At 38.9% G+C, this 12,101-nt stretch carries 11 protein-coding genes and 1 riboswitch; of the genes, 9 read left to right on the forward strand and 2 right to left on the reverse strand.

Annotation, left to right across the window (positions count from 1 at the left end):
* Nucleotides 1-200 precede the first annotated feature (200 nt).
* The 4 genes from F7732_RS12120 to hflX all read left to right on the forward strand — a co-directional run bounded on the left by F7732_RS12120 (nt 201) and on the right by hflX (nt 4,731).
* Entirely contained in the window at nt 201-956 is a 756-nt protein-coding gene (locus tag F7732_RS12120) for a DUF2087 domain-containing protein (RefSeq protein ID WP_151574168.1), read from the forward strand.
* A 21-nt stretch (nt 957-977) separates the two neighbouring features.
* The gene (locus tag F7732_RS12125; protein ID WP_151574170.1) at nt 978-1,319 is read left to right on the forward strand and encodes a GIY-YIG nuclease family protein; all 342 of its coding nucleotides are present in this window, start codon (nt 978-980) and stop codon (nt 1,317-1,319) included.
* Between the two features lie 476 nt (nt 1,320-1,795).
* On the forward strand, nt 1,796-3,001 hold the full coding sequence (locus tag F7732_RS12130) for an MFS transporter (RefSeq protein WP_080844135.1): 1,206 nt from the start codon (nt 1,796-1,798) through the stop codon (nt 2,999-3,001).
* A 467-nt stretch (nt 3,002-3,468) separates the two neighbouring features.
* Entirely contained in the window at nt 3,469-4,731 is a 1,263-nt protein-coding gene (hflX, locus tag F7732_RS12135; protein ID WP_151574172.1) for a GTPase HflX, read from the forward strand.
* 515 nt (nt 4,732-5,246) lie between these two features.
* Here hflX and F7732_RS12140 read toward each other — a convergent pair.
* The gene (locus F7732_RS12140; protein ID WP_151574174.1) at nt 5,247-5,723 is read right to left on the reverse strand and encodes a GNAT family N-acetyltransferase; all 477 of its coding nucleotides are present in this window, start codon (nt 5,721-5,723) and stop codon (nt 5,247-5,249) included.
* A 205-nt stretch (nt 5,724-5,928) separates the two neighbouring features.
* Here F7732_RS12140 and hemF point away from each other — a divergent pair, with 205 nt between their 5' ends.
* The 3 genes from hemF (at nt 5,929) to F7732_RS12155 (ending at nt 9,204) form a co-directional block, all read left to right on the forward strand.
* On the forward strand, nt 5,929-6,858 hold the full coding sequence (hemF, locus tag F7732_RS12145) for an oxygen-dependent coproporphyrinogen oxidase (RefSeq protein ID WP_151574176.1): 930 nt from the start codon (nt 5,929-5,931) through the stop codon (nt 6,856-6,858).
* Between the two features lie 26 nt (nt 6,859-6,884).
* Entirely contained in the window at nt 6,885-7,868 is a 984-nt protein-coding gene (locus tag F7732_RS12150; RefSeq protein WP_151574177.1) for a DUF2268 domain-containing putative Zn-dependent protease, read from the forward strand.
* Between the two features lie 241 nt (nt 7,869-8,109).
* Nucleotides 8,110-9,204, forward strand: coding sequence for a mechanosensitive ion channel family protein (locus tag F7732_RS12155; RefSeq protein ID WP_151574179.1), 1,095 nt, complete (start codon nt 8,110-8,112; stop codon nt 9,202-9,204).
* A gap of 60 nt (nt 9,205-9,264) precedes the next feature.
* Here F7732_RS12155 and F7732_RS12160 read toward each other — a convergent pair whose 3' ends face one another.
* Nucleotides 9,265-9,786, reverse strand: coding sequence for a PPC domain-containing DNA-binding protein (locus tag F7732_RS12160; RefSeq protein WP_151574181.1), 522 nt, complete (start codon nt 9,784-9,786; stop codon nt 9,265-9,267).
* A 138-nt stretch (nt 9,787-9,924) separates the two neighbouring features.
* A riboswitch (SAM riboswitch) is annotated at nt 9,925-10,038 on the forward strand.
* Between the two features lie 86 nt (nt 10,039-10,124).
* Here F7732_RS12160 and F7732_RS12165 point away from each other — a divergent pair.
* Both F7732_RS12165 and F7732_RS12170 read left to right on the forward strand, forming a co-directional pair.
* Nucleotides 10,125-10,952 (forward strand): MetQ/NlpA family ABC transporter substrate-binding protein, encoded by an 828-nt coding sequence (locus F7732_RS12165; RefSeq protein ID WP_151574183.1) that lies wholly within the window; start codon nt 10,125-10,127, stop codon nt 10,950-10,952.
* Nucleotides 10,953-11,084: 132 nt separating this feature from the next.
* Nucleotides 11,085-12,098, forward strand: a complete 1,014-nt coding sequence (locus tag F7732_RS12170) for a methionine ABC transporter ATP-binding protein (RefSeq protein WP_151574185.1) — start codon at nt 11,085-11,087, stop codon at nt 12,096-12,098.
* Nucleotides 12,099-12,101: the final 3 nt, after the last annotated feature.

Consider the following 12,101-nt stretch of genomic DNA (forward strand, 5'->3'; position numbering starts at 1 on the left):
CTGTGGGCAATAGAGGAAAGGGTGAGACCCCGCAGGAGCGCGCGACGAGGAGGCTCAGCTTCCTCCCCACGGAAAGCGAGGGTCCGCAGCGCAATGGAACGGGCTTTTATCTACTTAAGTAAAATCTGAGCATTGACATAAAACAAACATAATTCTATAATGTCTATAAATAAACAAACATATGTAAGAGGTGTCTATTAATGAAAGCGGAGGAATTGTTCTGGGATGCAACCATAGAGGAATTAAAAAAAGGTTATATAGAGAAAGGGCAGCATTTTGTGTGCTTATTATGCGGCAGATCATCAGAAAGAGGAATTGTGTATGAGCGGCATGGCGTCTTTTACGAAGCGGAAAAATTTATGCGGCTTCATCTAAAAGAGGAGCATCAGTCTGTTTTTCATCACTTGATGGGATTAGATAAGAAGCTGACAGGTTTAACGGAACATCAAAACCGGCTGCTGCGTTTATTTTATGAGGGAAAAAGTGATGGGGAAATTCGCGAGGAAATGGGAATTGGCAGTGCCTCGACAATAAGAAATCATCGGTTTGTTCTGAAAGAAAAGGAGCGTCAGGCAAAACTGTTTTTAACACTGATGGAGCTGCTGAAGGAACATGACAATGATGAGCCGGCTTTTATCCCAATCCACCCTCATGCCCGAATGATTGATGACCGCTACAATGTGACAGAAGAAGAGAGCGTTAAGATCCTGAATAAGTATTTTCCTCAAGGTGTGGAAGGGAAACTGGCATCCTTTCCTCCAAAGGAAAAGCAAAGACTCATTATCTTAAGAGCCGCAGCAGAAAGAATCAGCCCAGAGAAAAAGTATGATGAGAAAGAAATGAACACAGTATTAGCTGGCGTGTTTGATGATTATGTATTGCTTAGACGGTATTTAATAGAGTATGGATTTCTTGCACGTGAAAAAGATGGCAGTGCATATTGGCTGAAAAAATAACCGAGAGGCAGGCTGAATATTTTGGAACGAAGAAAAGAATTAAAGCAATTATATAAGGAAACCAAAGTGGAAGCAGGTGTTTATAAAATCACAAATAAAGAAAATGGACGGATTTTTATTGGAAGTACTCCTAATCTAAAAACATTAAATGGAGTTAAGTTCACACTAAATAATGGAACAAGTGTTCATAAAAAGCTGCAGGAGGACTGGAGCAGATTGGGAAGCGATTCGTTTCAAATAGAAGTTGCAGAAGTGTTAAAACAGCCTGAACAAGGCTATTTTGACAGCAAAAAGGAACTTGGAAAATTAGAACAAAAATGGCTGGATGAGCTTATGCCTTTTGGAGAAAATGGGTATAACTAGGATTGTTTAAAGTAGTGGAATGAGACAGAAAATGGGTCGGAAAACAGGAAAAGTGCTGTGGTGAGATCCCCAGATGCCGCTTTTGTCTTATCTGAAAGCAGGAAAATGGGCACATTGATCTCACTACAAGAAGATCCACTGAGGTCAAAAATGCAATTGAATTCTAATTTTTTTATAATAATTAACTTGATAAACTGGAAAAAACCATGTAAGATTTAGAAATAAAATTTGAAGAGGTGACCATAGAAAAATGATCTGCTAATCCTGTTTTAATACATTTTCGTTTTTTGAAGAGCTCTTTTAAATAGGATTAGTCTAAAATTGGATAGAAAATGATCATTTATGCTTAGTGTGACAGCACTATGCCTTTTTCTACGGTTAGACTGGATCCTATCCCATTATTGACGGATAGGATCTTTTATTTTTCGCATTCAATAAATTTTATCAACTATACAGTATGAAAGCGGGGTTTTACGATGTCTCCTGATCAAAGGAAGAAATTAACGATTTTAATGGTTAATATGTTTATTGCCATAGGAAGTTTTGGGATTGTCATCCCGATCCTCCCTCAATATTTAGAATCAATTAATCAGGGAGGAACTGCAGCTGGACTCATGATTGCGATTTTTGCTGGAGCACAGCTGATCATGTCTCCTATTGCAGGGAAATGGACCGATCAATACGGCCGCAGGAAAATGATTATATTTGGTTTATCTGGTTTAACCGCATCTATGTTTGTTTTTTATGCCGTTGATTCCATTTACCTGCTGTATGTCTCCCGCGTAATTGGAGGAGTTGGTGCAGCTCTGATGATTCCAGCAATCTTTGCTTATGTTGCGGATATTACAACAATGGATCAGCGTGCAAAAGGAAATAGCCTTGTATCTGCAGCTATGTCATTAGGGATTGTAATCGGTCCTGGTGTCGGCGGATTTTTAGCGGAATATGGATTAAAGGTGCCTTTCCTTGTTTCTGCCCTTGTCTCTCTTGTTGCTGTTGTTTTCTCTGTTATTGTATTAAAAGAAAGTATGTCTGAGCAGGCCGCAGCAGCTGCACAAAATGTACAGGAAGAATCAATGGCCAGTAAAATGGTTCGCTCTGTAAAAATGCCTTATTTTGTCCCGCTTATTATTACGCTTGTGATGAGCTTCGGCTTAATGGCTTATGAATCTGTATTGGGACTTTTTGTAGATAATCAATTTGGTGCCTCACCTCAGGATATTGCTCTTATGATTACAGCCACTGGTATTATTAGTGTGGTTGTTCAATTGTTTATTGTTGATCGTCTTGTTTCAAAAATTGGAGAAGGTAAAGTACTAAACATCTTTTTAGGTGTTGCAGCTTTTGGTTTCTTATTAACGTTATTTGCTTCAAGCTATGCTGTTTTCTTTGCCATCACATTATTAATCTTTTTAGCTACATCGATTCTCCGCCCGGTATTAAACACGCTTATTTCAAAATTAGCGGGCAATGAACAAGGCTTTGCGATGGGCATGAATAACTCTTATATGAGTATCGGAAATATTTTAGGGCCAACGATTGCCGGAATGCTTTATGATGTGAATATTATTTATCCATTTATTCTAGGACTGGTATTCCTTTCTGTTACAATGACGGTGACCATGATCTGGCAGAAGAAACTGAAACAAAAAAATGCTGCAGTTAAGCTTCAGCAGTCATAAATTAGGCTAATGTCACCTTGCTTTATATTCCAGTGAATGATATGATGTTGCTAACTTAAATGAACGGAGGCTTCCAATAATGCAATCAATCAGACTACGTTTTCCCACTTTGAACCAGTAACTGAATATGGTCAAAACTCTGCGCCTTGCAGGGTAAACGGGATTAGTCTGCCTTCATTAGAGGAAGTTACATTTGCATATAACGGCAAAGAAGAGGGGATGAATTCGTTCTCTCTTTTTTGCTGTCTTTTTTTATACCTTCAGAAAGTCTAAATGAGCGCAAAGGAGAAAATTCTATTCAGCTCTGACTTCAAATGAAAGTATAAATGCAGTTAAGCCTCTGGCTACACCTTTTTAGGCATGCCGGCCGGCAATTTACTTTATCGTTATTTCCTTTATTTCAAAAGGACTACTCCCGATTACACTATGCAGGCAGGAAGTTTGTAATGAAAGGGAGGAATCATTTTATGAAGAGAAAAGTCATATTAGCTGGAGTAAATGTGAACAGCAATCAGCAGGAAAATTTTAAAAGTTCGATGGAGGAGCTTGCCAATTTAGCTGAAGCATGCGATTTAGAGGTGGCTGGTGCGCTTACGCAAAATGTAAAGCATATTCATAAAGGCTACTATATGGGACCTGGCAAGGTGGAGGAGCTGCGAATGCTGATTGAACACGAGGATTCCGAGCTTGTCGTGTTTGATGATGAGCTTTCACCATCGCAGATCCGCAATCTTGAAGAAGAGCTAAAGTGTGAGGTAATCGACAGAACGACTCTTATTTTAAATATTTTTGCAAGCAGAGCGAAAACAAGAGAGGCACAGCTGCAGGTTGAAATGGCTCGGCTTAAATATTTGCTTCCCAGGCTGATTGGCACTCGTGAAGATTTAGGTCGTCAAGGCGGCGGCTCCGGATTAAAAAATAGAGGTGCAGGTGAAACCAAGCTAGAATTGGATCGCCGCAAAATCGAAGAAAAGATCAGTAAGTTATCCACAGAACTGGAACAATTAACGCTGCAAAGAAAAACGCAAAGAAAGCAGCGCAATAAAAAAGACGTGCCTGTTGCGGCTCTTGTTGGCTATACAAATGCAGGTAAATCTACGCTGATGAATGCAATGCTTGAAAAATATGGCGACAAAGATGAAAAGCTTGTGTTTGAAAAGGATATGCTCTTTGCCACACTGGAAACGGCTGTGCGCAGACTCGAGCTCGAGAATAATCGTGTCTTTTTATTAACAGATACAGTTGGATTTATTCACAAGCTTCCACATCATCTCGTCAGGGCATTTCGATCAACATTGGAGGAAGTGACAGAAGCAGACCTGCTTATCCATGTTCTTGATGCATCAGATCCGAACCATGAACAGCATAAATTGCTAACCGAAAAAGTATTGCATGAAATTGGGGTAAAGGATATACCTATAATTTATGCCTACAATAAAGTCGACTTAACAGATATGGTATCCCCTTCTGTCAGCAATAGCAGAATTTATCTGTCTGCGAAAAAGAGGCAGGGTCTAGAGGAATTGACCAATAAAATCAGCACAGAAATTTTAAACGATTATTCACAGCAAAAAATGCTTATCCCTTATACAGACGGCGAAATTGTTTCGTATTTTAACAACAATGCCGATGTAATCTCAACAGAATATGATGAAAAAGGCACAATCCTGCATGTCATCTGTAAAAATAGTGATGCTGAGAAATATAGTCAATACGTGATTCAAGAATAACAAGGTGTGAGCTGTGGGTAAGTGGGCGGTTTTCTAATTTATCCACAAGTTCTTTGCAAACTATTATGTTGATAATGTGGATAAATTCCGCGTTATCAACAGGCTCTTAGAGAACAGCACTAATGTGTATGGGGATAGTTCTGTTGATAAGTAAGGTTAATTGTGAATAAGATGTGGGTAAGTTCTGTTGATTATGAATTTTGCCATGTGGGTAAATTTTCGGAATATAAAAATAAGCACATCATTGTTAAGAGGAATCCTGCTCCACACCTTTATGGTTAAATATTTAAAGAGGCAGGACTCCTGCCCGTCAGTCTTATAAAAGAGTGACAAAGATAAAGACCTACCCCATCCTGACCGATCGCAAATTGACTAACTCAAAAAAGCTCTGCTAATGATAGCAGACGAAAAAAAAGCAGCCAAAATAACCACGAACTACGAATCCAATATGGATCCCGCGGTCCGTGGTTATTCGTTTTGGTCTGTTCGCTGATTCCCCAAAACAGAGAAATGCGTTAGTTCAGTTCTTTTAAATACCAGGCATCCATTGCCGAATGTTCCGATCCCATTATCGGTTCAGATAACAGCTTAAAGCCATATTTCTGATACAAACCACCCGCCGCCTTTAGTTCATGGCGCGTCTCAAGATAACAAGCGTTATAGTGCTGAGATGCGTATGCTAAGGCGGTTTCCATTAACAGATCGGCATATCCTTTCCCCTTCACTTTATCTTTTAAGTAAAGCTTTTGCAGTTCACAAATTCCTTTTGTCTCATCAAAAAGACCAATTCCAATCCCGCCAACTACTTCATGATCTAGTTCCGCCACCCAATACATGGAATTTTTCAGTGATTGGTAATGTTCAAATAGCGTTCCTAACTGCGGATCAAAGTAAGCTGTTCCTTGTATGTTTAACTGCACGGACTCTAGTGACTCTTTTATGATTACCTCTATAGCCTTATTATCCTTTTTTTCTATTTCCCTGATGATCATGTTCTTCTCCTTAAATTTATTGTGCTCTCATAGCTAAGTTTCGCTGTTTCGCACACTCCCGTTAAACCTGCAGATAAAATTTAAAATAACTTTACTATAGATGTGGAGTGTAGTAAATAGAACCTCGTTTGAAAGTTTACAAAAAGTTACAAAAATTATACTATTATTTGTAAGAATAGTGAAAAAATAACGGGGAGGGAAAGAAATGAATCATCTAATTCAAGCTTCGGTAAAAGTTGATAAGGACAGCATTCTTCAAACCTTTAAGAATATTCAGGATGATATATGTCAAAAGATAGAATTATTAGATGGAAGTGCACGTTTTCACGAGGATCAGTGGGATCGCCCAGGGGGAGGCGGCGGAAGAGCTAGAGTCATTGAGAACGGACAGGTCTTTGAAAAGGGAGGCGTTAACTTTTCTCATGTTTATGGAGCACTTCCTGAAACCATGTCTGCAGGACTTAATTTGCCTAGCGGGCATGAATTTTTAGCTACTGGTGTTTCTATTATTATGCATCCTGTCAATCCCTATGTACCAATCATTCACATGAATGTCCGTTATTTTGAGATGTCGAATGGAGATAAGTGGTTTGGTGGCGGGATTGACCTAACACCTATATATATTGACGAACAGCAGGCGGATTATTTTCATCGCAGCATAAAGCATCTATGTGATCAACATGATTCAAATTATTACCCGACATTCAAAGAGTGGGCAGACCGTTATTTCTATATAAAGCATCGCCAGGAAACGCGCGGAATCGGCGGTATTTTCTTTGATCGATTAAGAGTTGATGAGAACACAACGATTGAAAAGCTTTTTGATTTTGTAAAAGATGTCGGTGACTCGTTTGTGCCCATTTACAGCCAGCTTGTAGAAGAAAATCAACATAAGACCTATGGGGAAGCGGAAAAAGAATGGCAGTATGTGCGCAGAAGCAGGTATGCAGAATTCAACCTCATATACGACCGTGGTACAAAATTTGGTCTCGACACGAATGGAAGAATAGAATCAATCTTTATGAGTCTGCCTCCACAAGCGAAATGGCTCTACAATTATCAAGTACAGCCTGGCAGTATGGAAGCGAGGACCTTGAGTTTGCTGAAAAAGGATGTAGATTGGATTAAAGAATAGCAAATCGTAAAGAACAGGTGATTTATATGAAAAGAATATCATTTATGTTGATGCTTATTCTTGTTCTTGCAGGCTGCTCTAAGAATACGGAGGAAGTCATTGAAAAAGAATCGTTTAGCGAGCAAGCAGCGAATACGTTTATTATCAATGAACAAAATTTTGAGGTCATTCCTTTTTTTAATGAGTATACAAATTTTACTAATGGTGAATATCTTGATGAAGATGAACGAATAAAAAGTTTTTCTGATATAGTTGTTAAACCTTTAAGTGAAGAAATCTATGGAAATAGTTATGGCTTGTATAATGACCCGCAACTAAGCGCTCCAACAAATCTTCAAAAACTTCAAGATTCACTCATTGAACTGAGCGGGGAATACCCGGCTATTAAGAGTATCATTGAGAGCGGTTTATCTGATGCAGTCTCTATGTTAAAAGGAGAGGACTATAAGCTTTACATTGTTCCTTTTAATCCTGATTATATATATGGTTCTCAAGCGACAAAAGGAGTCAGCGGTTTTGCGGCGGGGGAAACTGGAAGTATTGTGCTGTTTATTGACCCTTTCAACTATACGGAGGAGAGTTTAAAGGCAGCGGTTGTTCATGAATACCATCACAGTGTTCTATTAGCGAGCGGTTTCTTCCAGGGAAATAAGCAGACATTATTAGACTGGATTTTGATTGAAGGGAAAGCTGAGGCATTTGCTAAAACGTTATATCCTCAATATGAATCCTACTGGCTTGAACCTTTAAATCCAGATACAGGTGCAAAGGTTTGGAGTTTTATTGAGGAGAAAAGCAAGAAGCTTTTTAGAGATGAAGACCTTGAAACTTTGTACCTGGGCAGTACAGAAAGAGGATTTCCGGAATTATCACATTACCGGATAGGATATCAAATAATGGAAAATCTGTTAGCTAACTTCCCAGAATTAGGAGTGGAAGAGTGGACATATATGGATTCAGAAGAGATCTTGAAAAAGTCAAAAGCAGAGAGCTTGTTTGAGGGAGGGTAACTCAGCTTTATCTAAATAAATTCTTGAATTAAGCAGCTTTTCCCGTCATGTTCATCCATTTATTATAGCTGAAAAATACCATTTCATGACCTTTCTGTTATAAGCAACCTCTTAAATAGATACAGTAATCTATGTTATCATAAGAACTAGTTTCCTAGGGTGAATTTAAAAATTGCTGCTAATAATGAATAGTATGTAATTAGAATACTATTTTAGGAGAACAGTTTTTAGGAGGTATTTGATGAATTGGGCTTTATTTTATGATGTTGACATGTGGACGCAAATAGGAATATCTATAGGGATTTTCCTGCTATTTTTAGTGTTTAGGAAGTTATTTTCTAAATATATTTACTCGTTAATTCTTCGCTTGAGTAATAAGGCGCCAACCGATATGTTAAGGCATATTTTTGTGTCGTTTGAGAAGCCGCTGCAATGGTTGTTTATCATAATAGGAATTGAAATTGCCTCTAGATATTTTCCATTTCGGCCAGCGCCAGATGGTTTGTTTAACAGCTTTATTTCTGCGTCAGTAATCGTCCTAATTACTTGGGGATTATATAACTTAGCTTCAGCATCATCGATTTTCTTTGCCAAAGTAAAGAACCGGTTTAAATTAGAAATTGATGATATTTTAATTCCTTTTATGTCGAAAGCTATTCGAATCATAATTGTTGCGATCAGTATTACCATTATTGCACAGGAATTTGAATATGATGTAACAGGATTTATCGCTGGGCTCGGTCTGGGTGGTGTGGCAATTGCCTTTGCTGCAAAGGATGCAATCGGAAACCTGTTCGGCGGTTTTATTATAATTACTGAAAAGCCGTTTACGATCGGTGACTGGATCATGACGCCGAGTGTGGAAGGAACCGTAGAGGATATTACTTTCCGGAGTACCAAGGTCCGAACATTTGCAGATGCGATCGTAACTGTTCCGAATAATACGTTAGCAAATGAGTCGATCACCAATTGGAGTAAAATGGGGAAACGGCAAGTAAGCTTTAATATTAAAATTTCTTATGAAACACCGAAAGCCAAACTATTAAGAGTCGTGCGGCAAATGGAAGAGGTAATTAAAGGACATAGCGAAGTGCACCCTGACTCAATCCTTGTCCGCTTTGATAAATATCAGGAAAATGGCTATGAAGTTTTCATCTATTTCTTTACAAAATCAACCGCTTGGGCTGAGCATTTGCGAGTGAAAGAAGAGATTAATTTTAGATTGATCGAGATTCTCGAAAGTGAAGATGTGTCTATTGCGTTGCCAAGCAGAAAGCTGTATGCCAGCGAGCCTGATGAGGATAAGGGCAGCTTGCCGGCACCACAGGAGTCATAGGTTAAGAGAAAAGCTGCCGCGAAGGGCAGCTTTTCGTTCTATTTATAAGCTTTATTTTTATTATTTCTTACCTTTAATCTCTAAATAAACTGGCTCCGATTTCCCGTTTGCTATTGGATATAGTTGATATCCGCCTGTTTCAGGATCAAAGGTCCTCAAAACGGTCATATTCTTGATTTCCTTTAAAACGAGATCAACGGTTAACACTGTATTTTCGCCTTTAATTAAATGACCGCCAAATACGGCACCGTTCTTATCACACATGGTTCCATGTATATGGGTTTCAAATTGATCATCTCTTTGACAGACAATTCCCGTTCCATTCAAAAATTCAATTGGGCCATTCCGGCTGATAAGCTCTCCGTAGCCAGCACCGATACTTGTCTCAGGCTTTTCCACTAAGTATACATAACCAGCTTTTTTTAGACTGCCGAAACAGCTGCTGATTGTAGCATATTGCATCTGATTTGCTCTGCAGACCTCTTCAATTCCAGAAAGTAAATCTGTACCAGGCAGCAGCCGGGCAACAACCGTTTTTCCCTCAAAACCTTCAGCAAAATGAGCATGTATCGTATGAGTCATACTTTTCTTCCTCTCGCATATATTTCTAACTAGTATATATTAAGTTTTAATATTTTGAAAAAAAGATATTGACATTCGTTAATGGTTCATGTAGATTTTACCAATAAGGTTACCAAAAATTAAATATACTTGATTGATCTCTTATCAAGAGTAGCTGAGGGACTGGCCCTGTGAAGCTCGGCAACCGTTCATTCATCAGAATGAATTGGTGCTAAATCCTGCAAAACACGTTTGTGTTTTGGAAGATAAGAGAGGAAGCGTATCTTTGTATGCTTATGCCTCTCTTTCTTTTGAAAGAGAGGCATTTTTATTTTTAAAAAACATTAGGAGGAACGAATATGAAAAAATGGGCAATCATCTTATCATCAATTTTATTAACTGGGTTTTTAGCAGGCTGTGGGAGTGACAGTGCCTCTGGAGATGAGGCAGAGCCGCTTAGTGAAGAAAAACTATTAATTGGAGTTACAGCTGGGCCGCATGAACAAATCGTTGAAAAGGTTAAAGAGGTTGCAGCAGAGGATGGGTTAGAGCTTGAATTAAAAGTATTTACCGATTATGTTCTGCCTAATACATCGCTTGCAGAAGGGGACTTGGATGTAAACAGCTATCAGCACGAACCTTTTTTAAATCAATTTAATGAGGATCATAATACAGATCTAGTAAAGGTAGGAAAAACAATTTTAAATCCAATGGCCGTGTATTCAGATGAATTTGGAAGTATTGAGGATCTGCCGAATGGAGCCAAAATTGGTTTGCCAAATGATCCGACAAACGGTTCACGTGCCTTATTTATTTTAGAAGAAGCTGGTCTGATCAAACTGATTGAGGATAAAAGAGAAACTGCCACTATTTATGATTTAGAAGAGAATCCAAAAGAATTCGAGTTTATTGAACTGGATGCTGCGCAAATTCCAAAGCAATTAAGCGAGCTGGATGCTGCTGCGATAAACACAAACTTTGCCTTAGAAGCAGGCCTTAATCCGAAAGAGGATTCCATCCTCCTAGAATCATCGAATTCTCCATATGTGAACTATTTAGTTGTTCGGGCAGAAAATGAAAACGACCCTGTCCTTGAAAAGCTCAGAAATGCCTATCAGTCAGAAGAAGTGAAAAAATTTATTGAAGAGGAATTTCAAGGATCTGTTCTTCCAAGCTGGGAGGAATAATCTTTTAATCTAGATTCCTATGAAAGAAGAATGCTCGCTCCCGCTGCAAGGGACGCGGGCACCATTCTGCTATCATAATCGGTCACACATTTTTTCTATTGAATGGCTGATCAGACTTGAAGGAGGTACAGCATGATCGTATTAGAAAATGTTTCAAAAACTTTTTCAGGAAAAAAAGGAGATATTGAAGCAGTTCGGAATGCCAATATTGAAGTGAAAACAGGAGAAATTCACGGAGTCATCGGCTATAGCGGTGCTGGTAAAAGTACATTAATTCGCTGTGTAAATCTGCTCGAAAATCCAACCTCGGGCAGGGTGATTATTGGAGGAGAAGATCTCACTTCCTTATCAGAGCAGAATCTCCGTGAAAAAAGAAAGAAAATCGGCATGATTTTTCAAGGGTTCAATTTATTAAAAACGGCAACTGTCTATGATAATATTGCCATCCCTTTAAGATTAATCGGCATTCAGAAGAAAGAAGTTGACGATCGCGTAAAAAAATATTTAGAGATTGTGGGTTTAGCAGATAAAGTGAATGCTTATCCAAGTCAGTTATCTGGAGGACAAAAGCAGCGGGTCGCTATAGCCAGAGCCCTGGCTCAAGAGCCTGAGCTGCTCCTAAGCGATGAAGCAACAAGTGCGCTTGATCCGGAAACAACAGATTCCATTCTCGAGCTGCTTTTAAAAATCAATAAAGAGCTGGGCATAACCATTCTGCTCATTACACATGAAATGAACGTCATTCAAAAAATATGTGATTATGTATATGTGATGGAACAAGGCAGCATTATCGAGCAAGGAACAGCCATTGAATTGTTTTCCAATCCGCAATATCCAACGACCAAAAAGTTTTTAAACACGATCGCACAGCGCAAGCTTTCATCCTCGCTTATTCAGCAGTTAAAGCTATCGGGAAATGTGCTCAGACTTACTTTTTTAGGCGAATCGACGGGACAGCCGCTGTTGGCGCTTGTGAGTCAAAAGTTTAATGTAAAGCCCAATATACTAACCGCTAATATCATTGAATTGAAAAATGGAATTGTTGGGAATATAAGTATCCACTTGCTCGGTGAACAGCAGGATATAGCAGCTGCTCTTAGCTATTTAGAAGAGCATGGAGTAAATGTAGAGGAATTGGAGGGATAACAA

Origin of the sequence: Bacillus mesophilum, from assembly GCF_008923265.1 — a bacterium.
In the GTDB taxonomy this organism is placed as follows: Bacteria; Bacillota; Bacilli; order Bacillales; family Cytobacillaceae; genus Cytobacillus; species Cytobacillus mesophilum.

Bases quoted from the DNA above. Each gene is read 5' to 3' on its own strand.
- F7732_RS12120 (WP_151574168.1), top strand. From the start codon at position 201: ATGAAAGCGGAGGAATTGTTCTGGGATGCAACCATAGAGGAATTAAAA.
- F7732_RS12130 (WP_080844135.1), top strand. From the start codon at position 1,796: ATGTCTCCTGATCAAAGGAAGAAATTAACGATTTTAATGGTTAATATG.
- hflX (WP_151574172.1), top strand. From the start codon at position 3,469: ATGAAGAGAAAAGTCATATTAGCTGGAGTAAATGTGAACAGCAATCAG.
- F7732_RS12140 (WP_151574174.1), bottom strand. From the start codon at position 5,723: ATGATCATCAGGGAAATAGAAAAAAAGGATAATAAGGCTATAGAGGTA.
- hemF (WP_151574176.1), top strand. From the start codon at position 5,929: ATGAATCATCTAATTCAAGCTTCGGTAAAAGTTGATAAGGACAGCATT.
- F7732_RS12150 (WP_151574177.1), top strand. From the start codon at position 6,885: ATGAAAAGAATATCATTTATGTTGATGCTTATTCTTGTTCTTGCAGGC.
- F7732_RS12155 (WP_151574179.1), top strand. From the start codon at position 8,110: ATGAATTGGGCTTTATTTTATGATGTTGACATGTGGACGCAAATAGGA.
- F7732_RS12160 (WP_151574181.1), bottom strand. From the start codon at position 9,786: ATGACTCATACGATACATGCTCATTTTGCTGAAGGTTTTGAGGGAAAA.
- F7732_RS12165 (WP_151574183.1), top strand. From the start codon at position 10,125: ATGAAAAAATGGGCAATCATCTTATCATCAATTTTATTAACTGGGTTT.
- F7732_RS12170 (WP_151574185.1), top strand. From the start codon at position 11,085: ATGATCGTATTAGAAAATGTTTCAAAAACTTTTTCAGGAAAAAAAGGA.